The sequence below is a fragment of the Kribbella sp. NPDC026611 genome (genome assembly GCF_040638345.1).
Lineage (GTDB): Bacteria > Actinomycetota > Actinomycetes > Propionibacteriales > Kribbellaceae > Kribbella.
Window position 1 is genome coordinate 234304 of the sequence record NZ_JBEZYC010000002.1, and the last position, 20733, is coordinate 255036.

Annotated in this window: 21 protein-coding genes; 13 read left to right on the plus strand and 8 right to left on the minus strand. The window is 68.0% G+C overall.

Annotated elements, in window-relative coordinates:
* Position 1 precedes the first annotated feature (1 nt).
* Positions 2 to 757, minus strand: a complete 756-nt coding sequence (locus AB0E69_RS07255) for an ABC transporter ATP-binding protein (RefSeq protein ID WP_360141051.1) — start codon at positions 755 to 757, stop codon at positions 2 to 4.
* Positions 758 to 1209: 452 nt separating this feature from the next.
* Here AB0E69_RS07255 and AB0E69_RS07260 point away from each other — a divergent pair, with 452 nt between their 5' ends.
* Together AB0E69_RS07260 and AB0E69_RS07265 are read left to right on the plus strand one after the other, a co-directional pair.
* Positions 1210 to 1443 (plus strand): hypothetical protein, encoded by a 234-nt coding sequence (locus AB0E69_RS07260; RefSeq protein ID WP_360141054.1) that lies wholly within the window; start codon positions 1210 to 1212, stop codon positions 1441 to 1443.
* Between the two features lie 252 nt (positions 1444 to 1695).
* Positions 1696 to 2274 carry a phosphoribosyltransferase family protein gene (locus AB0E69_RS07265; protein WP_360141057.1) on the plus strand — a complete coding sequence of 193 codons (579 nt, stop codon included), beginning with the start codon at positions 1696 to 1698 and terminating at the stop codon, positions 2272 to 2274.
* A gap of 50 nt (positions 2275 to 2324) precedes the next feature.
* On the opposite strand, the gene AB0E69_RS07270 is transcribed toward AB0E69_RS07265, so the two are convergent.
* Together AB0E69_RS07270 and AB0E69_RS07275 are read right to left on the minus strand one after the other, a co-directional pair.
* On the minus strand, positions 2325 to 2960 hold the full coding sequence (locus AB0E69_RS07270; RefSeq protein WP_360141060.1) for an alpha/beta hydrolase-fold protein: 636 nt from the start codon (positions 2958 to 2960) through the stop codon (positions 2325 to 2327).
* Positions 2960 to 3925: a ring-cleaving dioxygenase gene (locus AB0E69_RS07275; RefSeq protein ID WP_360141063.1), complete on the minus strand. Its 966-nt coding sequence runs from the start codon at positions 3923 to 3925 to the stop codon at positions 2960 to 2962. The genes AB0E69_RS07270 and AB0E69_RS07275 overlap by 1 nt, the downstream gene beginning before the upstream one ends.
* A gap of 280 nt (positions 3926 to 4205) precedes the next feature.
* On the opposite strand from AB0E69_RS07275, the gene AB0E69_RS07280 reads away from it, so the two are divergent.
* From AB0E69_RS07280 to AB0E69_RS07310, 7 genes are all read left to right on the plus strand, one after another.
* Positions 4206 to 4580, plus strand: a complete 375-nt coding sequence (locus AB0E69_RS07280; protein ID WP_360141066.1) for a VOC family protein — start codon at positions 4206 to 4208, stop codon at positions 4578 to 4580.
* Positions 4581 to 4584: 4 nt separating this feature from the next.
* Positions 4585 to 4818: a helix-turn-helix transcriptional regulator gene (locus AB0E69_RS07285; protein WP_360141069.1), complete on the plus strand. Its 234-nt coding sequence runs from the start codon at positions 4585 to 4587 to the stop codon at positions 4816 to 4818.
* A 186-nt stretch (positions 4819 to 5004) separates the two neighbouring features.
* Complete coding sequence (locus AB0E69_RS07290) at positions 5005 to 6789, plus strand: hypothetical protein (protein ID WP_360141072.1); 1785 nt, start codon at positions 5005 to 5007, stop codon at positions 6787 to 6789.
* A 10-nt stretch (positions 6790 to 6799) separates the two neighbouring features.
* The gene (locus tag AB0E69_RS07295; RefSeq protein ID WP_360141075.1) at positions 6800 to 9721 is read left to right on the plus strand and encodes an ATP-binding protein; all 2922 of its coding nucleotides are present in this window, start codon (positions 6800 to 6802) and stop codon (positions 9719 to 9721) included.
* Positions 9722 to 9806: 85 nt separating this feature from the next.
* Positions 9807 to 10805, plus strand: a complete 999-nt coding sequence (locus AB0E69_RS07300; RefSeq protein ID WP_360141078.1) for a hypothetical protein — start codon at positions 9807 to 9809, stop codon at positions 10803 to 10805.
* 14 nt (positions 10806 to 10819) lie between these two features.
* Positions 10820 to 12040, plus strand: a complete 1221-nt coding sequence (locus tag AB0E69_RS07305; protein WP_360141081.1) for a hypothetical protein — start codon at positions 10820 to 10822, stop codon at positions 12038 to 12040.
* 70 nt (positions 12041 to 12110) lie between these two features.
* A complete protein-coding gene (locus tag AB0E69_RS07310; RefSeq protein WP_360141084.1) occupies positions 12111 to 12911 on the plus strand; it encodes a hypothetical protein in 801 nt (266 codons plus the stop codon).
* On the opposite strand, the gene AB0E69_RS07315 is transcribed toward AB0E69_RS07310, so the two are convergent.
* Together AB0E69_RS07315 and AB0E69_RS07320 are read right to left on the minus strand one after the other, a co-directional pair.
* Positions 12822 to 13478, minus strand: coding sequence for a response regulator transcription factor (locus tag AB0E69_RS07315; RefSeq protein ID WP_360141087.1), 657 nt, complete (start codon positions 13476 to 13478; stop codon positions 12822 to 12824). The two genes, AB0E69_RS07310 and AB0E69_RS07315, sit on opposite strands and share 90 nt — an antisense overlap.
* Positions 13475 to 14512, minus strand: coding sequence for a histidine kinase (locus tag AB0E69_RS07320; protein WP_360141090.1), 1038 nt, complete (start codon positions 14510 to 14512; stop codon positions 13475 to 13477). The genes AB0E69_RS07315 and AB0E69_RS07320 overlap by 4 nt, the downstream gene beginning before the upstream one ends.
* A gap of 148 nt (positions 14513 to 14660) precedes the next feature.
* Between AB0E69_RS07320 and AB0E69_RS07325 the strand changes: the two genes are divergently transcribed.
* The 3 genes from AB0E69_RS07325 to AB0E69_RS07335 all read left to right on the plus strand — a co-directional run bounded on the left by AB0E69_RS07325 (position 14661) and on the right by AB0E69_RS07335 (position 17015).
* On the plus strand, positions 14661 to 15374 hold the full coding sequence (locus AB0E69_RS07325; RefSeq protein ID WP_360141093.1) for an ATP-binding cassette domain-containing protein: 714 nt from the start codon (positions 14661 to 14663) through the stop codon (positions 15372 to 15374).
* Complete coding sequence (locus tag AB0E69_RS07330; protein WP_360141096.1) at positions 15371 to 16138, plus strand: ABC transporter permease; 768 nt, start codon at positions 15371 to 15373, stop codon at positions 16136 to 16138. Before AB0E69_RS07325 ends, AB0E69_RS07330 begins: the two co-directional genes overlap by 4 nt.
* 184 nt (positions 16139 to 16322) lie before the next feature.
* On the plus strand, positions 16323 to 17015 hold the full coding sequence (locus tag AB0E69_RS07335) for a phosphatase PAP2 family protein (protein ID WP_360141099.1): 693 nt from the start codon (positions 16323 to 16325) through the stop codon (positions 17013 to 17015).
* A 32-nt stretch (positions 17016 to 17047) separates the two neighbouring features.
* On the opposite strand, the gene AB0E69_RS07340 is transcribed toward AB0E69_RS07335, so the two are convergent.
* Complete coding sequence (locus tag AB0E69_RS07340) at positions 17048 to 17782, minus strand: TetR/AcrR family transcriptional regulator (RefSeq protein WP_360141102.1); 735 nt, start codon at positions 17780 to 17782, stop codon at positions 17048 to 17050.
* Positions 17783 to 17885: 103 nt separating this feature from the next.
* On the opposite strand from AB0E69_RS07340, the gene AB0E69_RS07345 reads away from it, so the two are divergent.
* On the plus strand, positions 17886 to 19553 hold the full coding sequence (locus tag AB0E69_RS07345) for a carboxylesterase family protein (RefSeq protein ID WP_360141105.1): 1668 nt from the start codon (positions 17886 to 17888) through the stop codon (positions 19551 to 19553).
* 2 nt (positions 19554 to 19555) lie between these two features.
* Here the strand turns inward: AB0E69_RS07345 and AB0E69_RS07350 are convergent, their stop codons facing one another.
* Together AB0E69_RS07350 and AB0E69_RS07355 are read right to left on the minus strand one after the other, a co-directional pair.
* Entirely contained in the window at positions 19556 to 20032 is a 477-nt protein-coding gene (locus tag AB0E69_RS07350; RefSeq protein ID WP_360141108.1) for a CinA family protein, read from the minus strand.
* Positions 20033 to 20125: 93 nt separating this feature from the next.
* Complete coding sequence (locus AB0E69_RS07355; protein WP_360141111.1) at positions 20126 to 20704, minus strand: hypothetical protein; 579 nt, start codon at positions 20702 to 20704, stop codon at positions 20126 to 20128.
* Between the last annotated feature and the right edge of the window lie 29 nt (positions 20705 to 20733).

The window sequence follows — 20733 nt, forward strand, 5'->3', positions numbered from 1 at the left end:
GTCATGCCGCTCCTCCAGCCAGGGTTGACGGCGAGTCGGCGACGATCCGGCCGTCGGCCAGGGCGAGCATACGGTCGGCGTACGACGCCGTGAGCGGGTCGTGGGTGACCATGATGATCGTTTGATCGTGGTCGTCCACGATCGATCGCAGCAGCGCCAGAACGTCAGCCGCGGTCTGACTGTCGAGTGCGGCCGTCGGCTCGTCCGCGAAGACCACCGTCGGCCGGATCGCAAGCGCCCGCGCGATGGCGACCCGCTGCTGCTGCCCGCCCGACAGCTCGACCGGTCGATGATGCAGGCGGTCCGCGACCCCGACGCGCTCGACGATCTCGGCCAGCCACCGGCGATCCGGTCGTACGCCGGACAGTCGCAGCGGCAGCGTGATGTTCTCCTCGACGGTCAGCGCACCGACCAGATTGAACTGCTGGAACACGAAGCCGATCTCGTTCCGGCGCAGCCGGGTGAGAGCCGCCTCCGACAGCCGCGACAACTCGTGAGCACCGATCCAGACGCGTCCCGAGGTCGGGCGTTCCAACCCCGCCGCGGTCTGCAGGAGGGTGCTCTTCCCTGATCCCGACGCCCCCATCACGGCGGTGAAGGTGCCGCTGGCAAACGTCGCGTCGACGCCGTCGAGGGCCACGACCGGCTGTCCGCCGGCGTCGTAGATCCGCGTGATCCGCTCCACCCGTACCGCGGTGCCGTCGCTCGGGGATGCTGCTCGAACGATCTCGAGACCCGGATCAATCGTTACCGACATCGACTCGCCTTTCGGTCTTCACGTACTGCGTGGACATACCGCAACGCTACGAAGCCCGAACCCCCACCAACATCCCATCAGCAGGCACCCCGGCGGTACAGCAGGCTCTACCCCCGCGGCACCTCACCGAGCCACCGCAGCACGCCGACCACCCGGCGATCCGCCCGATAGCCGATACCGGCCGGGCAGGGCAGAGCAGGACGAAGCAGGGCACGGCAGCACAGAGCAGGGCGAGGCACGGCGAGGCACGGCAGGGCGAGGCAGGGCGACGAGGATCCACGCCTGCGCACGCCAGAGCCGGTAGTGCGGTGGCTAGCCACTCCTGCGGCGGGGGCGGGTGGCACGTCGAACGGTGAAGCCTGCTGTAGGGCGGTTGGGGTGGTTGCTGGATGGTTCGGCGGTGGAGGCGTCTTTAGCGTTGGTGACAAGCACAACGTCTTTGAGGAGCAGTCATGGTTGACCCGTACCGGATCTCCACTACAGCCGAGCGCGGCCCCGTCGTACGATCGCCCAGGCCGCGCGGATCGGCATTGCGTACCGCGCTTTGGGCGGGGCTGTTGATCAGCGCCGCGGGGAACGCGACCACATCGTCGCTGGGTGTCAATCCGTTGATCGGAATTGGCTTCGGGCTGGTGACGCTTGGGTTCATCGCCGCCCTGGTCGTGCACCACCGCCGGGCCCGCTGACTGCCCCGCGTACACCGACCGGCAGGCCAGGGGCAGCGCCAGGGAGTACTACGGGCGCGACGAAGGTGATGCGGCGGGATCGTCGACGGTATGGACACGAAACAGATGACTTTGGCGAATCCCCGGCGAACAAGGGTTGTCGACCGCGGTGATGTTGCTCGGCTTGCCTCCGTACCGCGGCCGGAGGGAGAGCTTGTTGCTCGGCTTGCTGCCGTGCCGGGGTTGGTCCGGCCCGGGATCTCGCGGTGGGACATGAAGACGCGGCTGCCGTTGCACCCGCTCGCCAATGAGAATGCGTACGGCGATCCGCGGTTGCTGCATGACCTTGCGGTACCGGGAGCGGAGTTCGCGCACCGGCTCGGCGTGGATGTTGTCGTCGGCGCCGAGACGGGCGGGGTCCCGTTGGCGACCGCCGTCGCGCTGGCCGGCGGTCTCCCGTTCGCGTTTGTTCGCAAGCCCGGGTACGTCGGGCACGAGGACCACGAACCGCGCGTTCGGGGAGCCGCGGTCGCCGGGCGGCGGGTACTGCTCGTCGATGATGCGGTCTCGTCGGGCAAGGCGCTCGAAGCGTTCGCGGACGAACTGCAGAGCGAAGGCGCGAACCTCGCCGGCGTCTTCTCGCTCATCGACATGCGCGACGTTGCGACCTCGGTGGCTCCGATCGCCAAGACGCTGCCGATCGAGTCGATCGCGACCTACCTCGAGATCCTCGAGGCGGCGACCGACGGCGGGATCCTCGACCCCACGGTGCACCGGCTCGCCGTCAACGCGCTCGTCAACCATTGGACCAATGACGACCCCCGCTGGTCACTGCTCGACCACGCAGCATGAACTCAAAATCGGCGGGTGCGCGCTGCGGCGTACGAAGGACTCGGGCGACGTCACGTCCGCTCCCCGACGGCATGGATGAACGTCCTGATCCGAGGAAGTTGACGTGCGTCGATGGTGTGGCCGCCGGGGAACGGCAGCAGCGAGACCTCGGCGTCTCGGCGGCGGAGTTGTTCAGCCAGCCTGTTCGTCTGCTCGTACTTGGCCATCGGATCGCTGTCGCCGTTGACGATCAGCACCCGCTTGCCGGCCAGACCATGGTCGCGAGGCTCGTCCTCCGCGAAGGGCACCATCGCGGCCAGCAGTACCGCGCCGACCAGCGACTCTGGGTGGCGTAGGAGCAACGCGGACGCCATGTTCGCTCCGTTGGAGAAGCCGACCGCCATCCAGGAACCAGGAGCCACGTCGTACTTCGACTCCGCAGCGGCAAGGAATGCGGCAAGCTCGTCGGCGCGCAGCCGAAGGTCATCCTCGTCGAACACCCCCTCCCGCAGCCTTCGGAAGAATCGGGCCATCCCCTGCTCCGACACGGTCCCTCGCGGCGACAGCACCGGAGCGTCAGGCGCCAGGTGCTGTCGCAGTACGAGAAGATCGCGCTCGTCGCCACCCGTGCCGTGCAGCAACAGCAGCGGCGGCGCGGTCGAACCTGGCTGCCAGATGTGCGGCCGCCGGAGCGGGTCCTCGCTCATCAGTCGTCGGGCTTCGGAGCCGGTGGCACGCGCAGCGAGGGCAATGTGTTCTCGATCTGCTCGCGGTTCGGTTCGAGCCAGGGCGGGAGCTTCAGGTGCTGGCCGAGCTCCAGCAGCGGTTCGTCCACCGTGAAGCCCGGCTGGTCGGTCGCGATCTCCAGGAGGACGCCGCCTGGTTCACGGAAGTAGATGGAGGTGAAGTACTGACGGTCGAGGATCTCGGTGACTTGTACTCCGGCCTCGATCAGGTCGAGGCGCCACTTCGCCTGTGTCTCCCCGTCCGGCGCCCGGAAGGCGATGTGGTGAACCGTACCGGCCGCCTGGACGCCGCGATTCTCGTTGCTGGGCCGGACGTCCACCGCCGTACCCTCGGCTCCACCCGACATCACGAACCGAGTCCCATCGCTGGTGTCCCCGCCGTGCTGCATCCCCAGCAAGCCGTCGAGCATCTCGGCCGTCGGGTCGAGCAACTGCTCCGTCATGGTCACCGAGAAGAGACCACGGATCGCGTTGTCGAACGGTATGGCCGCGACGCCGTCCCAACCGGAGCGGGTGTCGCCATCGGAGGCGACCAACTCGATCACCAGGCCGTCGGGATCGCGCAGCCGCAACACCTCCTCGTCAGCACCGGCGACCGGCGCGTCCGCGTCGACACCGAGGGTCTGGAGCCGTTGCTGCCACCAGCCGAGGGACTCCGGCGGGACGCTGAACGCCGTGGCTGTGGTGAGACCGGTGCCCTGTTTGCCGTTCGGCGCCCCGGGCCAGGGGAAGAACGTCAACAGGGTCGACGGCCGGCCCGAGGAATCGCCGTAGTAGAGGTGATAGGTGTCCGGGGCGTCGAAGTTAACGGTCCGTTTCACCAGCCGAAGCCCCAGCACCGTCGTGTAGAAGTCGACGTTGCGCTGCGGATCCTCCGCGATGGCAGTCACGTGGTGCAGCCCGTGCGGTGCAACCGAATCAACCATTGGAGCCCCTCCCACGCCCAGACCCGGGCACGGCACCAGCCGCCCCTTCTCGACAGTACGACCGGACGTCGTCGACCACCACCGAGCAACCGCACCAATCTGGGGTAGACAAACGCTGCCGGTCGCTCCGGCCTCAGCGGGTCGGGACGCCAAGGGTCAGGACGCCCGAGGGTCGGGACGCCGAGGGTCGGGCCGCTGAGGTAGGAACCAGGGATTCTCCCGGGCGCGACGACGGTCGGGGCCGGTGACGATCGAGGGACATCGTCGAAGGAGTTCTTCCATGGAGACCACACTCGAGGCCGTCGTCGTACCGGTGTCCGATGCCGATCGGTCCCGGCATTTCTACCGCGCGCTCGGCTTCCGGCTCGACCTCGACGTGACGACCGACGACGGCTCCCGGGTGGTCCGGCTGACGCCACCCGGCTCGACCTGCTCCATCCTCTTCAGCAGCGGGATCGTCACCACTCGGCCAGGCCCCTGCTGCGTGCTCCTGACGGTGCCGGACCTCGAGGCGGCGCGATCCGAGCTCATCGAGCGTGGCGCTGCGCCCGGTCCGATCCGGGACCTGCCGACCGGCTTCCGCGCAATCTCCTTCCGCGATCCAGATCAGAACGAATGGCTACTGGTGGAGGGCACACCCCTCAACCGACACTAGCCACATGCTCGCGCACGGCGAGTGGCTCCGCCGGGCGGACCGACGCCTCGACGCGCGCGACCAGCTCCACATCGCCCGCCTGGCCCGCTCCGGCCGAACCAACGCCCAGATCGCCGAAGAACTCTTCCTCAGCGCCCGAACCGTCGAATGGCACCTCCGCAAGGTCTTCACGAAACTCCAGATCACCTCCCGCAAAGGCCTCCAGGACGCCCTCCCGTTCGGCCCCCGCCCGCCCTGACTTTAAGGCTGGCTGAAGGCGGCTCCGGATGCTTGTGGTCACGCACAAGACTGGGGGATCCGGATGTCTGACAACTATCGGCCCGTTCGCGACCGGACCAGCTGGCCCACTTCAACACCGGAGCAGGACTGGCCGGAGCAGCTCGCGACTCGTATCTTTTCTCCGCCTGCCCGATGGGGCTGGCAGGTGTCCCAGCCGGTTCTGCCGGTCCAGACCGAGGCGCCCGAGGCACCCGCACCCTGGGTCGAGCTGCCCCGGCCGGACACCTCGTCATTGCGCGGGGCACGATCCAAGGCAGTCACCAAGCTGGTCTGGCGGATTGCCTTCACGACGATCGCCGTGGTCGCCTTCATCGCCTACCAGGTCACGATCGAGTCCAACGTCGCCTCGTTCGGTTCGTCGGCCGAGCAGGTCTACAGCGTCGGGATCATCGTGCTGGCGGCGATTCTGGGCATCCGGGTGCTTCAGGGCCTCGGCGCCGTACGGCGTGCCTCGGCCGCCATCGCCTCGTTCGAGCGACCCTACCTGGCCGCGCGGGCAGCGGAGAAGGAACGGCACCAGCGCGCGGTCGCGCAATGGCAGGAAGCGGTACGCCGGCACCAGGCGCAATCCTGGGAAGCCGAACAGGAGGCGGAGCGGCGCGCCCGCGGACCGCTCTGGTACCCCGTCCAGCCGATCTCGGACCCGGTCCGCGTCGACGTGTTCGGCGGAGATCCGCGCCGGCACGGCTGGGCGAGCCTGGCCGTGACCTTGGGCGCCGCTTCGCTGTCCCAGGGGCAGCGGATCACCGTCATCGACTTCACCGGTCAGCAGGTCGGCGGCGGACTGGCGAGGGTCGCGGCCGCCGGCGGGCGCCGTACCCGCGTTGTCGAACTCGGCGAGGGCGGTCGATCCGTCGACCTCCTGAACAGCGTCGTTCCGGCCCAGTTACCGGAGTGCATCGCAACGGCACTCGCCCCGCGGGCCGAAGGCTCGGACATGCGCCACGAGCGGGCGCTCGTCACCCAGACCGTCCGGATCGTCGCCGGCTGCCTCGAGTGGCCGTTCACCTTCGCCCGGCTGGCAGCCGGCGTACAGGTGCTCTTGCAGGGCTCCGCGAGTCGTGAGCTGACCGACCTCGAGACGAGCCGGCTGGCCGAACACATCGGTGACATCGATCAGAACGAGTGGACCACCCGGCAGCTGCGCTACCTGGGCAGTCAGCTCGCCAACCTGGCCGCGGTCCTGCCCGGCGGCGTGACCGCAGACCCGCTCTGGTCCCCGGACGATGTGTCCGTCCTCGCCACGGCCGGCGGGCGGGACGACCTCAAGGACGTCCTGGACCACCTCGTCCTGCAGCTCGCCCAGTGCGCGTTGGGTGGCAGTCGCCGGCTCGGCGACGTCCTGGTCGTCGCCGGTGCCGATCACCTCGGCGCGGAGACGCTGCGGATCTTCGCCGAGCACGCCCGCAACGCGAAGGTCAGGCTGGTGCTGATGATCGATCAGCCTCAGGGCGATCTGGAGAAGACGGCCGGTACCGGTGGTGCCGTCTGCATCATGAAGATGTACAACCACCGCGACGCCAACATCGCCGCGGAGTTCATCGGCAAGGGCTACAAGTTCGTGCTGCACCAGGTGAGCCGCCAGGTCGGCAAGACCATGACCGACGGCAGCAGCGACAGCTTCACCGCCAACACCAGCCGGGGCAGTTCCACCAAGCAGCGGCTGATCCGCGGGCCTGGTACGGACCTGAACGACAACCGTGGACACAGCTGGACCGGCGGCCGGAACTGGTCGACCGCCGACAACATCAGCACCACCACCGCGTCCAGCCGGGTCTACGAGTTCGAGGTCGAGCCGAGCCAGATCATGGGCCTGCCGGAGACCATGTACCTCCTGGTCGACAACTCCGGGCACGGCCGGCGGGTGATCATGGTCGACGCCAATCCGGGCATCTGCCTGTTCGACCGCGTCTCGCTGACTCCGGCGTGAGCAGGCGACGATGACTGCTCTGGACGGATTCGACTTCCACCGCCTGGTCCGGGTGCCGGTCTCCGACAAATACGGCAGGGACAGCAGGGACAGTTCGGGCGGTCCGCGGGCCGACGAGCCGGACCCGCTGCTTGCGGCGGTCGCCGGCGCCCACGCCGAGCTGACCCACAATCCGGGACCGACTGCGCCGGCCTTGTGCAGTGCCTGGATCAGGCCTCCCGGCAAAGTAACGATGCAGTTCCTGCTCGGCGGCCGGCCGGGTTTCCCACCTGCGACCAAGGACACCGACGACGACCTGCCGAAGGAGACGCCGCGGCCCATTCTGTTCCCGCCGGGGGCCGCGGCGGTCGCCGTACCCGAGCTGGAGGCCCTTGCACAGTTGAAGGAATTCGAGCACTGGGTCCCGTGCCAGCTGCTGCCGGACGCGTTGTGGGCGCCGGACCCAGGCAAGCAGGGCGAGTCCGCCGTACGGCGTGGCGCCTTCGAACGCTACGCCGCACATCTCGGTACGCCGTTCGCGTGGCTGGTGATCGCGGAACCGCTGCAGCCCGCGGACGTCCGGCCGCAGCTCGACCGGCTCGTCACCGAGATCCTGCCGCTGACCCGGAGCGAGGTCGGGGAGGCAAAACGGATCGAGCTCGAACGCAAGCAGGGCCGGCATCGCGAACTCAGCCGGGCACAGCTCGGCGGTAGCTGGCGAATCCGGGTGCTCGTCGGAGGCGACGACGAGGGCAGGACGGTCAGTACGGCCGCGACATTGTGCTCCGCAGCCGATCTCGACCGGTTGCCGTACGTACTGAGCGCCGGACCGAAGGCGACGACTCTGACCGCTGCGTTGCAGGAGACCGAGCACACGGCTCTTGTGGCCGGATCCGACCTGGTGGTCACGCTGACCCGTCCGCCGCAGCGGGAACTGCCGGGGCTGCGAGTCGTCGAACCGCACACCTTCGACATGACCCAGGAACAACCGGCCGAGCTGCACGGCCCATCCCTTGCCCTCGGCAACATACTCGACGAGGCCGGGCAGGTGGCCGAGGTGGCGACACTGAGCCGGGAGACGCTGAACCGGCACACCTTCGTCTGCGGCGCGACCGGTGCGGGCAAGTCACAAACCGTTCGGCACCTCCTCACCGAGGCGAGCCGGCAGGGTCTGTCCTGGCTGGTGGTCGAGCCGGCGAAGGCCGAGTACGCGCAGATGGCCACTCGGCTGGCCGCGCACGGTGGCGACGTAATCGTGATCCGGCCCGGCGATCCGGGCGTGGCTCCGGCGGGTTTCAACCCGTTGGAACCGGCCGAGGGCTTCAGCCTGCAGACCCACATCGACCTGCTCAGGGCGCTCTTCCTGGCCGCGTTCGAGTCCCACGAGCCGTTCCCGCAGATCCTGTCGACGGCGCTGGTCCGAAGTTACGAGGAGCTGGGCTGGGACCTCACCCTGGGTGAGCCGCTGGTCAAGGACGGCAAGCCGCGGTACCCGACGCTCGCCGACCTGCAACGAGTCGCGGCGCAGGTCGTCACCGACATCGGGTATGGCAAGGAGGCATCTGCCGACGTCAGCGGCTTCATCAAGGTCCGGCTGAGCAGTCTGCGACTCGGTACCACCGGTCGGTTCTTCGAAGGCGGGCACGCGATCCAGTTCGACCGGCTGCGCGACCACAACGTCGTACTGGAGATCGAGGACGTCGGCGACGACGCGGACAAGGCGTTCTTGATGGGTGCCGTGCTGATCCGGCTGTCGGAGCACCTCCGGCAGCAGGACAAGGTTGCCAAGAGCAAGGGCCTGGAGCACCTCACCGTGATCGAGGAAGCGCATCGGCTGCTGCGGCGCGCGGAACCGGGCGGCACCGGACCCGCGGTCAAGGCGGTCGAGATGTTCGCGTCGCTGCTCGCCGAGGTCCGTGCGTACGGCGAAGGTCTGGTGATCGCCGAGCAGATCCCCGGCAAACTCGCCGTCGACGTGATCAAGAACACCGCCGCGAAGATCGTCCACCGCCTGCCCGCCGAGGACGACCGCGAATCGGTCGGCGCCACGATGAACCTGAACGAGGCACAGTCCCGGTACGTCGTCACCCTCACCCCCGGCCAGGCCGCCTTCTTCACCGACGGCATGGACCACCCACTGCTGATCAAGGTCCCGGACGGCACCGACCTCGAACGCCAGGTTAAGCCCAGGACGGCTTCCGTCGAGGCGCTGATCGAACGCCGCAGCAAGAGCTGCGGCCCCGAATGCCGAGCCAGCGCCTGCACGCTGCGGGACATGCGGACTGCCCAGCAACTCCTGGCCGAGCATCCGTGGCTGACCATCTGGTCCGAGCTCACCGTGCTGGCTCACCTGGCCGGGTACAACACCCCGACCGTCGACGTCAGCATGCTGCCGCCGGCGGGCCGGATCCGGATGCGCGACTTCGACTGCGCCCTGTCGCATGCCGTCGACGCCGCGATCGCCAGCCGATCCGCGCTGCTCCAGCCGACCACCGATCCGGACGAGCTCGCTGTGCACTCCTGCGCGTCGATCGGCGCGACCTTGCGCGGCGGCGATCCGGACCCGGACTGCGATGCGCACGGCCTGCGCTACCTGGCCAGGCGCTACGCACTGCACGAAGTGCGGCTGGCGTTGAAGCAGCCCACCGCGGAGCAGGGCCGGCATCCGGACTCCGACGACTGGGAACTCCGGCTGCACCGAAGATTCCCCGGTACGACGGTCGCCGAGCAGCTCGCACTGGTCGACCGCTGGTGGGACGACCTCATCGCCGACCAGGCAGCTTGTGATCAGGTCACGTTCGGTACCTCGGCGCCGTCGCTGCTCGAACAAGCGATCGGCGGTTCGGTCCTCGATCCGGCCTGGTCCGCGCAGGTGGACCAGGCACTGCGGCCGTTCCGCAACCGCTGGCCGAAACAACACCTCCTCCGCCGGAAGGCAGCCGAGCATGGCTGAGATTCCTACCGCACCTCCCCCGCCGGTCCGTAGACCGGACGTGCCCCCGCCACCGCCACCCCACCAGGCGAAGCGTCCAGAGCCAGTGAAACCGGCCGAAGTGAAGCCGGCCGATCAGCCCCGAGCCACCGGCGAACCGGCCCGGCCCGCGACCGATCGCAAGGTCGACGCCCCACAGGCCGCGTCGCCGGCCCGGCCGGAGCCCGACCACTTCAAGCCGGCCGACAAACCGGCCGAGGCCGCCAAAGACGCACGCCACCTGCTCGAGCTAAGCGAAGGCAAGAACCCAGTTGTCGTCGTCGACAAGTCGTCCGGCATCCGGCAGCAGCTCGAGAAGATGGCCGCCGGCGCCGAACCCGGTAAGGCCGCCGCGGAGCTGACCGGGAAGGGTCACACCCTCGAGATCGGCGCTGACCAGGCGAAAGCACTCTCGGTACTGCGGGTGCTCGCGGACAAGACCGCCGAACGCCGCAACGATCCCGAGCACCAGGCCGACGTACTGCAACTCGTCTCCTATGTCCGCTTCGGGGAAGGTACGCACGGCGAAGGGGTTGCCTTCGACATCGGCAAGTACGGCGGCCACTCGTTCGACCAGAACAATCCGGCCGAGTCTCGCGCGGCCGTCAAGGCGCTCGCCGCCGACCTGCCACCCGGCAACTACGGCCTGGGGCTCCCCCGACTGCCCAACAAGTTCCCGATTCCCGAGAACGCGGCGCACTTCGCGCAGTACGGCAAAGACGCGGCGCTTTTCGGACCGGGCGGCAAGGACGCGGCCAGCCACCCCCCGGAGTATGTGCGGCTGCCGGCCGGGCAGTTTGTGGAAGGTGCAGATCCCAAGGCGCCTGGCTATCAGGCGGTCTACGCGAAGGCCAGCGAGCACCTGCTGCGGGCGGAAGACCCACATTTCCGGCAGCCGGAGACGGCCAAGGAGATCAAGCCGTTCGGTGACCTGTCCCGGCTGGATCCCGGTACTACCGCGGTGATTCGGGAGGCGGCCACCCGGCAGATCTTCCTGACGCCCTTCCCCGACGGGTTCAACCACGCCCACCTGTCCGTCGTCGGTCCCGGCGCCAAACACTTCTGAACGGAACCTTTTCCATGGTTGAGATCAATACCACCCCGCAACCGCCCGGCAAGCGCCCTCCGGACCTGCCACCGCCGGTGCCGCGCCCGGAAGGAACACCGGCAGCACCCGACGCGAAGAAGGTCGACACACCTCAGGCGGCCGCGCCCGCCGGGCCCGAGTCGGATCATTTCGGCCGGCAGACGGCGTACGGCGAGGCAGGCACATCGGATCTGAGCAAGGCGGCACCCGGAACGGTCTTCGTCGATGCCGAGGTCCGTAAGTTCGATCCGAGCGGCAAGGTGGAGTCGGTCAAGTCCGTCCAGGAAGTGATTCCGCCCAAGAACGGCGGCGGATCGTGGGTCAACGACTGGGCCGTCGAGGCGCGCAAGGAGTCACTGAACGCGCGCAACGACGCCGAGACCCAGGCCGACGTCGAGAAGCAGGAGCGCCACGAGGCCGCCCTGCATTACACCGCGCAGCACATCGGCGACGGCGAGACCTTCGAGAGCGGTGCAACCGCGGCGACCGGTGGCATGATCATCGGCAACTGGCTGTTCGAAGGGGTCAAACCGAACGCCGCGGACGTCAACGCCTTCGCCAAGTCGGCCGCGGACGGCGCACGAGGTGCCTACGACCGCCATCAGGCGGCCCGGACCGACGTTCCCGGCAAGCTGAACGCCGGACCCGAGAAGCCTGGCTCGACGAGCGGTCCGGAGCTGAAAGTCGTTCTCGGCACTGAGCAGCCCGCCGACGGCAAGGGGGACGGCACGTCGCCGGAGGGACGACTCAACGGAGCGTTCTGGGGACCTGGTGGATGGATGCGGGACGACTCGTCCACCCAGCAACCCTGGCTGACCTGGGAGCGCAGAGTGCAGACCGAGGTCGGCGAAGGGGGTGCCGGACAGTCGCTGTACGTTGCCGGGAAGGAGTTCGACACCTTCTACGTGAACGCGCAGGGCGAGAAGGTTCTGGTGGATGCGAAGTACTCCTTCCGTGGGGACTTCTACGATCCGTCTCGGTTCAGTCCCGGGCCCCCCTCCGCCGACGGCACGCCGTACTCGATGCCGGCCGACCAGGCCGCCCAGATGACGACGATCAGCAACATGATCAACAGCCAGGTCGGAGCGCTGGGCGCAGCCGGTGCCACCCGGGTCGAGTGGGTGGTCCCGGACCCCGAACTCGCCAAGACCCTGAACGCGACCTTCGCTCAGATGGGCCTGGCCGGCAAGATCAGCGCCCGCTACCTGAAATAACCTCTCCCCCGGCCCGGTCCGGCGGTGGGATCAGCTGGTTCTCAGGTTGGGCGTTCTAGCCTTCCGGACCATGCGAACTCGTGTGTTCATGGGCCCGAAGGTTCCGGCGGTGTTCTTGATGTTCTGGGTGGTCAAGCTGCTGACCACCGGAATCGGTGAGACCGCGTCGGACTACCTCGGCTCCGTCAGTATCCCGCTGGCGGCCGTCATCGGGCTTGGCAGCTTCTCCACCGCTCTCTACCTGCAACTGAAGGCCACGACCTACCATCCGGTGCGCTACTGGGTCGCCGTGCTCGGGGTCGCGCTCTTCGGCACGATGATCGCGGATGGGCCGCACGTTGCGCTCGGTACGCCGTACTGGTTCGACTCGATCGTCTACCTCGTGCTGTTGTGCGGCCTGCTGACCTGGTGGCAGCGCAGCGAGGGCACTATCTCGGTGCACTCGATCACCACCGCTCGGCGCGAGCGGTTCTACTGGGGTGTCGTGCTGCTGACCTTCGGCCTCGGCACCGCTGTCGGCGACGCCACCGCCATCGACTTCGGTCTCGGCTTCGTCTGGTCGATCCTGCTCTTCGGCGTGCTCATCGTGGTGCCGTTCGGTCTGTGGAAGCTCGGACTCAACGTCACTGTCGCCTTCTGGTCGTCGTACGTGCTGACCCGGCCGCTCGGCGCCTCGGTCGCCGACTGGCTCGGCAAAAGCAAGCACGATGGCGGTGTCGGCTGGGGTATCGGGCCTGTCACCGTGGTCGGGCTGCTGCTCTTCGCAGTGCTCGTCGCGTACCTAACCGTGACCCACAGCGCCCGCGATACCAGCGCGGAAGGCAAGGATGACGAGTTGGATGCGGTCGCGGGCGTTCAGCTTGGTCAGTAGGTGGGCTATGTGGGTTTTGACGGTGCCGATTTCGATGTAGAGCGACTGGGCGATCTCGGCATTGGACAGGCCGTCTGCGACTAGCAGGAGGACTTCGCGCTCTCGTTCGGTGATGGGCGGCAGGGTCGGCGCGCGGGTCGGCTCGCGACGGTGAAGGACCTCCTCGATCAGGCGACGGGTGATGGTGGGGCCGAGGAGAGCGTCGCCGGCGGCGATTATCCGGATCGCGGCGAGTAGATCTACGGGCGGCGTGTCTTTGAGGAGGAAGCCACTCGCGCCGCCGCGGAGTGCGGCGTACACGTAGTCGTCGAGATCGAATGTGGTCAGGATGAGCACTCGCGCAGCCGATGATCGAGTGATCAGCCGGGTCGCCTCCAGACCGTCCATCGACGGCATCCGGATGTCCATCAGGACCACGTCCGGCTGCGTCCGCGCGGCGAGCTCGACGGCCTCGGAACCTGTGCCGGCTTCGCCAACAACGACCAGGTCCGGCGCGGTTCCGACGATACCTTTGAGGCCGGCACGGACGAGCGCCTGGTCCTCGGCGATCAGCACCCGGATCGTCATCCGGCGCCGCCCAGCGGGAGCCTCGCGTGGACCCGGAATCCCTTGTCCGGAAGCGGTCCCGCGTCGAAGGTCCCGTCGTACAGAGCCACGCGCTCGCGGAGACCGATGAGCCCATGGCCTGCCCGGAACGCACTGCCCTCGCCGCGATCGATGATCTCGACGACCAGTTCGTCCGGCCGGTAGTCGATGGCCACGGTCGCGCTCGGGGTCGACGCGTGCTTCACCACGTTCGTGAGCGCCTCTTGCACGATCCGGTACGCCGACAACTCCAGCCCGGCCGCAAGCTCGACCGGCGCGCCGACGACCCTCAGCTCGGCCCGCACCCCCGCCTTCGCGGTCTGCGCGATCAGCTCGTCCAGCTGCCGTAAACTTGGAGCCGGCGCCAGCGCGACCTGTTCGTCGGACCGGAGGACGCCGAGCAACCGCCGAAGCTCGGCGAGTGTCGTCCGGCCTGTTCGTTCGATCGTCGCGAGCGCCTCGCGGGACTCCTCCGGATGATCGTCAATGATCAGGTGACCATAACCGGCCTGAACGGTGATCACACTCATGCTGTGGGCGACGATGTCGTGCAGCTCACGGGCGATCCGCAGCCGTTCCTGCTGCAGCGCGAGCTCCTGCGCCTGGCGCCGGAACTGCCGCGCGACCCGGCCGGCGATCCACGCGCCCAGGACCAGCAGCCCGAACGGCAGCACCCCGCCGGCGTGCTGGAAATCCGGCAATCCAGTCGCCACCACACCGACTTCGGCAGCTATCAACGCCGCGCGCCGACCCGGCTGAAGAAGCATTGCCAGGCACAGAACAGGAACGGCGACGAAGCCGAGCGAGGGCTCGTACGACGTCAGCACCAGGGGTACCAAGCAACAAAACGTCGCCCACCCGGGCGCCCGCCGGACCAGACCGAGCCCGAGCACCGCGGCCACGGTTCCAACCAGGGACGGCAGCGCGGCCCCCTTGTGGGTGAACAGGGCCCAGACGAGTACGCCGTACAAGATCGAGCCGACCCACTCGAGCGCGACGAGCTCCCGTGGCCTCATCCGGGTAAGCGTCATGGTCACGACGGTAGGCGGGTGACCGGCGACCGGTCATCATCCTCCAGACAGATCTCTTCAGACGGAAAGTAGCAGCCAGAGATCTGTCTCCCGCCAGACGCCGTGGCCGGTCCCCCGGCACCACGCTGAGGACATGATCCAACTCACCAACCTCAGCAAGCACTACCGCTCGGTCCGTGCCGTCGATGACCTCACGTTGACCGTCCATCCCGGCCGCGTGACCGCGTTCCTCGGTCCGAACGGCGCCGGCAAGTCCACCACCTTCCGCCTCCTCCTCGGACTCGACCGCGCCGACACCGGCACCGCACTCGTCAACGGCTCGCCGTACGCCGCGGCGCGCGAGCCGCTCCGCGAGGTCGGCGCGCTGCTCGACGCGAATGGGGTTCACGGCGGCAGGTCGGCGTACCACCACCTCCTGAGCATCGCGCAGGCCGGGCGGCTACCTCGGGCGCGAATCGGCGAGGTGCTCGACCGCACCGGCCTCTCGGATGTCGCCAGCCGGCGCGTCGGCGGGTTCTCGCTCGGGATGCGCCAACGGCTCGGCATCGCGGCCGCCCTGCTCGGCGATCCCGCCGTACTGCTCCTGGACGAGCCGATGAACGGCCTGGACCCGGAAGGCATCCGCTGGATCCGCGGCCTGCTTCGCGGGTTCGCCGACGACGGACGGACCGTCTTCGTCTCCAGCCACCTGATGAGCGAGATGGCTCTGGTCGCCGATCACCTCGTCGTGATCGGGCGTGGTCGACTGATCGCCGACGGCCCGTTGGCGGAGTTCACTCGCGACGGCCGCTCGCTCGAAGACGTCTACCTCGACCTTGCCGACTCCGACTTCGGGAGCTACCGATGATCGCCTTGCTCGCGTCTGAATGGACCAAGCTCCGTTCGGTCCGCTCGACCCCGCTCAGCCTCGTCGCCGCGGCCGCGGTCTCGGTCGCCGGTGCCTTCTTCTCCGCCACCGGTCGCGCGGACGCGTACGCCAACCTGTCCGCCGCCGACAAGCTCGCCTTCGATCCGGTGAACCTCAGCTACGACGGGCTGGCTTTCGCACAGCTGGCGTTCGGCGTCCTCGGGGTACTCGCGATCAGCACGGAGTACACCACCGGGCAGATCCGGACGACCTTCACCGTGGTTCCACACCGCTCGGCCGTCCTGCTGGCAAAGTCCGCGGTCACCGCCGCGATCGCTCTCGTCCTCGGAACTGTGCTCGCCGTCGCGTGCTTCTTCGTAGCCCAGGCCGGCCTGCGAAGCGCCCAAGTGAACGTCTCCCTCGGGTCACCGCACGCGCTGCGCGCCGTACTCGGCGCCGTCGTCTACCTGCTCACGATCACCCTGCTCGGCGTCGGCCTCGGCACGATCATCCGCCACACCGCCGGAGCGATCAGCGCCGTCCTCGGGCTCGTCTTCATCCTCCCGGTCCTCGCCGCGAACGTCTCCAGCTGGACCACCTGGCCGGCCAAGTGGAACCTCTGGACGGTCGGCAACACCCTCATCTCCACCCAACCCCCGCCGGCGAACACCCCGACTCCCACCCAAGCCCTGCTCGTCTGCACCGCATACGCCGTACTTCCCCTCGCCATCGCGGCCGTCCTCAACGCCCGCCGCGACGTCTAGGACTGGCGCGCATGACTACCAACACTGCCGCAGCGCGGACAGCCGCACCCCGGGCGCTGAACAGCAAGGTCGACGCCTACCAGAAAGCTGGGACGCTGGGCGGTTAGCCTGTTGGGAAGGAATACGCAGCCGGCACGGTGAGACTCGTACCGATCGACGCGTTGCCAGGAGCAAGGACCGCTGGATGACCTCCACGAACGCCGCGGATCCAGCTCGGCCACGCCGTCGTAGCCTGGCCGCGAGCGCCGCCGTCGTCCTCGTCGGCACGGCCGGGCTGTTCGGGCTGGCCGACGCGGCCACGGAGTCGGACGGCCTAGCGGCCTTCGATCCCGGGCTGACCACGCGGGCGGTGGCGCACCGGACACCGGCTCTGACCGTGGTCGCGCACGGACTCACATTCCTCGGAAACACTGCCACGCTCGTCACCCTGAGTCTGATCGCAGCAGCCGTCCTCTTCCGCTGGAGCCGCCGAGCTGCGGTCGTGCTGGTGATCGCGATGATCGGCTCGTCGGCGATCACCAGTGGGTTGAAGGCGCTGATCGGCCGCGCGCGACCCGACGCGGCGGTGGTGCTCGGCCCATTGACACAGACCTTTGCGTTTCCGTCCGGTCATACGCTCAATGCCACGGTCTTCTTCGGCACGATCGCGGCGCTGACCTGGCCGATGATCCGGGTGGGCTGGCTCCGCGTGGCAGTGCTGGCCGGCGCGGTGGTGTTGAGCATCGGCGTGGGGCTGAGCCGGGTGTACCTCGGCTACCACTGGGCCACCGACGTACTCGCAGGGTGGATCACCGCACTCGTCTGGCTGACGGTGGTTCTGAACGTGGCGCAGTACGGTCACCCACTACGCCGCAGGATGTCCTCCCAGACGCGGTAGAGGCCGACAACGAGATCAACAGGAGCCTGTTCTCACCGCTTGCTTGCGATCAGTGCGGCGATGCCGTCCAGGATGCGGTTGAGGCCGAAGGTTACGTCGGCGTCGTGGATCTCGTCGGTGTACTGGTTGCCGGCCATCAGGTCGGCCAGGACCATGTAGCCGAGTTCTTGCAGCCGAGGTTCCAGGAACCGCGTCACCGCTTCCGGCTCGACGGACGTCGTGGTGGTGTCGCGTAGGTCGCGACGCGCGCTGGCGATCCGCCGCGCGTAACCGTCGAGCAGCAGAGCGCACGACAGGCTTTCGGTCGGAGTCAGCCCGACAGCGGTCAGCACTTTCAGGATCGCCTCTGCCCAGCCGAGCAGGTTCGGCGTCATCGGCGCTCCGCGGATCGGGAGATCACAGAGCCATGGGTGGACGTCGCACCGATCGACCATCGCCTGGGTCCAGATGGTCGCTGCGGCTCGCCAGTCGGGTGCGTCGGCGACCCGGTCCGGTGCCGGGCCCCAGGCTGCGTCGGCGAGCAGTACCAGCAGCTCGTTGCGGGATCGCACGTATCTGTAGATCGCATTGGCGGTCAGTCCGAGCTTCTGGGCGATCTTCGGCATCGACAGCGCGGCGAACCCCTCGGCGTCTGCCAGCTCGAGGGCCGCGTCGACGATCTGTTCGACGCTCTGCGTCGGCTTGCGGCCGAGTTTGTTCGACTTGGTCGGCAGGCCCCAAGCCAGCACCAGCCCCGGTGGCAGGTGCGCATCGTCGGTGAACGGCATCAGTTCGACTCCTCCCGTCCCGCGACGGTTTGACTTCGTGTGTACCTTACACTTTATATTTGTGAGACCCACACACGAATACAACTGAGGATGCGAGCGCCCTATGCGACAGCAGGATCACCACCACAGACCGGGCCGGCGGTTCGGCCTTTCTCGGCGGATCGGAGTACTGCTGACCGCGGGGTTGCTCTCGGCGTCAGCGGCGGCCTGTGGAGGAGCTGCCGAAGCCACGACGAGCGACCGCGGTACGTCGGAGACTCCCGCGGAGACCGTCGTCTCGACCGACGCCGGCGCAGTACGCGGCACGCTCACCGCGGACGCCCGGCTCTTCCAAGGAATCCCGTACGCCGCACCGCCCGTCGGCGCGCTCCGCTGGGCATCACCGCAACGGCCCGCGTCATGGCACGGCATCCGGGACGCCACTAAGCCAGGGAATCGTTGTGCCCAGGCCGGAGGGCTGATCGACGAGGCCAGCAGTACCGAGGACTGTCTCTACCTCAACGTCACCACGCCACGCGACCGGGGCGTACACAAGCTGCCGGTCATGGTGTGGATCCATGGCAACGGCTTCCTCAACGGAGCCGGCAGCCTGTACGACGCGCAGCAGTTGGCGAACAGCGGCCAGGTCGTCGTGGTCAGCCCGAACTACCGGCTGGGCATCTTCGGCTTCCTCGCCCATCCGGCGCTGGACCACGGCGCAGCTCGGCAACTCTCGGGGAACTTCGGCCTCGAAGATCAGCAGGCTGCGTTGCGGTGGGTCCAGCGGAATGCGGCAGCGTTCGGCGGCGATCCGGGCAACGTCACGATCTTCGGTGAGTCCGCGGGAGGAACCAGCGTCTGTTCCCAGCTGGTCGCGCCCGGATCGGCGGGCCTGTTCCAGAAGGCGATCCTGCAGAGCGCCGAATGCACCGGGCGGCGGTGGTCGCCCGGACCGCCGACCTGGTTCCCGCTGCCACGGTCCGAGCGCGAGCAGCACGGTCTCGAGGTCGCGGCCAAGCTCGGCTGCTCCAACCCGCGCACCGCTGCGGCCTGCCTGCGGGACATACCTACGGACCAGCTCGCCAAGTGGTCTGACGACGGGGTCGGATCAGGACCCACCGTTGGTGGCGGCGTACTGCCTGTCAGTCCGGATCGTTCGTTCGCAACGGGCCGCTTCAATCGCGTACCGATCATCCAGGGGACCACGCGGGACGAGCACCGGCTGTTCACCGCGGCGATCGAAACAGCAACCGGTCAGGTGACGACGCCGGCCGGCTACCGCGAAGAAATCCACACGTTGTTCGACCGATCGGACGCCGAACGAATTCTGGCCCGCTATCCGGTCGAACAGTTCCATTCGGCCGGCGAGGCACTGTCGACCGTCGTCAGCGACTGGGCGTGGGGCTGCCCGGTCCTCGATCGAGACCGCGCACTCGCCAGGCACACGCCGCTGTATGCGTACGAGTTCGCGGACGAGACGGCTCCGTGGTTCAGCACGCTCCCGAAACCCAACTTCCCGACCGGCGCGTTCCACGGCGCCGAACTGCAGTACCTCTTCACCGACGAGCAACTCCCGGGGCCGAGCACACCCGCGCAGAAACAACTCTCCGCGACGATGATGAGCTACTGGACGCAGTTCGCACGCACCGGAAGCCCGAACGGTCCGGGACAGCCGCGGTGGGAGCCGTTCCAGTACAAGGACCACGTCCAGTCACTCGCCCCGTCAAGAATCGCGTCGGCCGACCTCGCCCGGGAACACCAGTGCGCGTTCTGGACCTCGATAGATTCCTGACCTCATTCCTTGTTGAGGGAACTGAGAAGGGCTTGCAACGCCGTCAACGTGGCCTGGGCAACGATCTCGGAGGGGTCACCGTCGAACTTATGCTGGTCGACGACCTCGCCTGCCGATGAGCTCAGCGCCACGTAGACGGTCCCGGGCGGATGGCCTTCCTCCGGATCCGGTCCGCCGACTCCTGTCACCGCGACTGCGATGTCCGCGCCGAGCAGTTCGGCGCAGCCTCTGGCCATCTGTACGGCGCAGCGCGCGTTTGCCACCGGCCCGGGATCGACCTTCAGCACACGAAACTTGGTCTCAGCCGCGTACGCGACAACCCCGCCGGCGAACCAGGCACTCGAATCTGCCGCGGCACCGAGCCGACAGGCGATCGCGCCGCTCGTCACCGACTCGGCAACCGCGACCTGAACCCCCTGCGCCATCGCCGTACGACCGATCCGCTCGGCAACGACCTCCGGCAGGTCCGTGTCCGTCATCTCCCCTCCGTCCGTCAAGGGCGGCTCCTGTTCTCAGACCTCCGTAAAGGCTCCAAGATAGGCCCATTACCCGTCTCCGGCCGGGAGAAACGATCAGCCGATGATGGCGAGGATCTTGGCGCAGAAGTTCTCGTCGGTCGCGTTGCCTTCCTGACCGACGACCTTGACGTCTCCCAACGAGTCGATGAACTCGTCGTCGGACGGGTCACCCGGCGTACCGCCGTTGTCCACGAGGATGTCGAACCACACACCCCCGCTGTCCTGCAGGACCAGCTTGCCGCCGGCGTCGAACCACCTGTCGCCGGCCGTCTCCCGGATCCTGATCGTCAGCGTGCCGTCCCTGTTGTCGACCACCTGGGTGTCCTTGTGCACCAGGTCGAGCACGTGGGTCACGAGCTTGCCGTTGGACAGGTTCGTGAGGGTGTTGGTGAGATGGGCGTTCTCCCGGTAGTAGGGCAGGCCGGTTCTCGGGTTCAGGCGGTACTGGAACGATCCCCAGTTCGTGAAGTCGAAGCTCACGTCGTTCCCACTGCCGCAGAAGTCCTCGATCACGCCGGTCCCGGCGTCCTCGAAATGCCCTCGCTCGATCGGTGCGGCCGCCGCCGGGACCGCAGCCGTCATCGCCAGCAGAGCAGCTCCACAGGCCATGGTCGTTCGATGTCGCAGCTTCATGAATGTGTTCCCCCTCGTCAGTCGTGCAG

What these genes read in the sequence shown, in the direction of transcription:
- AB0E69_RS07255 (WP_360141051.1), bottom strand. Translation starts at nt 757, where the DNA reads ATGTCGGTAACGATTGATCCGGGTCTCGAGATCGTTCGAGCAGCATCC.
- AB0E69_RS07260 (WP_360141054.1), top strand. Translation starts at nt 1,210, where the DNA reads ATGGTTGACCCGTACCGGATCTCCACTACAGCCGAGCGCGGCCCCGTC.
- AB0E69_RS07265 (WP_360141057.1), top strand. Translation starts at nt 1,696, where the DNA reads ATGAAGACGCGGCTGCCGTTGCACCCGCTCGCCAATGAGAATGCGTAC.
- AB0E69_RS07270 (WP_360141060.1), bottom strand. Translation starts at nt 2,960, where the DNA reads ATGAGCGAGGACCCGCTCCGGCGGCCGCACATCTGGCAGCCAGGTTCG.
- AB0E69_RS07275 (WP_360141063.1), bottom strand. Translation starts at nt 3,925, where the DNA reads ATGGTTGATTCGGTTGCACCGCACGGGCTGCACCACGTGACTGCCATC.
- AB0E69_RS07280 (WP_360141066.1), top strand. Translation starts at nt 4,206, where the DNA reads ATGGAGACCACACTCGAGGCCGTCGTCGTACCGGTGTCCGATGCCGAT.
- AB0E69_RS07285 (WP_360141069.1), top strand. Translation starts at nt 4,585, where the DNA reads ATGCTCGCGCACGGCGAGTGGCTCCGCCGGGCGGACCGACGCCTCGAC.
- AB0E69_RS07295 (WP_360141075.1), top strand. Translation starts at nt 6,800, where the DNA reads ATGACTGCTCTGGACGGATTCGACTTCCACCGCCTGGTCCGGGTGCCG.
- AB0E69_RS07305 (WP_360141081.1), top strand. Translation starts at nt 10,820, where the DNA reads ATGGTTGAGATCAATACCACCCCGCAACCGCCCGGCAAGCGCCCTCCG.
- AB0E69_RS07310 (WP_360141084.1), top strand. Translation starts at nt 12,111, where the DNA reads ATGCGAACTCGTGTGTTCATGGGCCCGAAGGTTCCGGCGGTGTTCTTG.
- AB0E69_RS07315 (WP_360141087.1), bottom strand. Translation starts at nt 13,478, where the DNA reads ATGACGATCCGGGTGCTGATCGCCGAGGACCAGGCGCTCGTCCGTGCC.
- AB0E69_RS07320 (WP_360141090.1), bottom strand. Translation starts at nt 14,512, where the DNA reads ATGAGGCCACGGGAGCTCGTCGCGCTCGAGTGGGTCGGCTCGATCTTG.
- AB0E69_RS07325 (WP_360141093.1), top strand. Translation starts at nt 14,661, where the DNA reads ATGATCCAACTCACCAACCTCAGCAAGCACTACCGCTCGGTCCGTGCC.
- AB0E69_RS07330 (WP_360141096.1), top strand. Translation starts at nt 15,371, where the DNA reads ATGATCGCCTTGCTCGCGTCTGAATGGACCAAGCTCCGTTCGGTCCGC.
- AB0E69_RS07335 (WP_360141099.1), top strand. Translation starts at nt 16,323, where the DNA reads ATGACCTCCACGAACGCCGCGGATCCAGCTCGGCCACGCCGTCGTAGC.
- AB0E69_RS07340 (WP_360141102.1), bottom strand. Translation starts at nt 17,782, where the DNA reads ATGCCGTTCACCGACGATGCGCACCTGCCACCGGGGCTGGTGCTGGCT.
- AB0E69_RS07345 (WP_360141105.1), top strand. Translation starts at nt 17,886, where the DNA reads ATGCGACAGCAGGATCACCACCACAGACCGGGCCGGCGGTTCGGCCTT.
- AB0E69_RS07350 (WP_360141108.1), bottom strand. Translation starts at nt 20,032, where the DNA reads ATGACGGACACGGACCTGCCGGAGGTCGTTGCCGAGCGGATCGGTCGT.
- AB0E69_RS07355 (WP_360141111.1), bottom strand. Translation starts at nt 20,704, where the DNA reads ATGAAGCTGCGACATCGAACGACCATGGCCTGTGGAGCTGCTCTGCTG.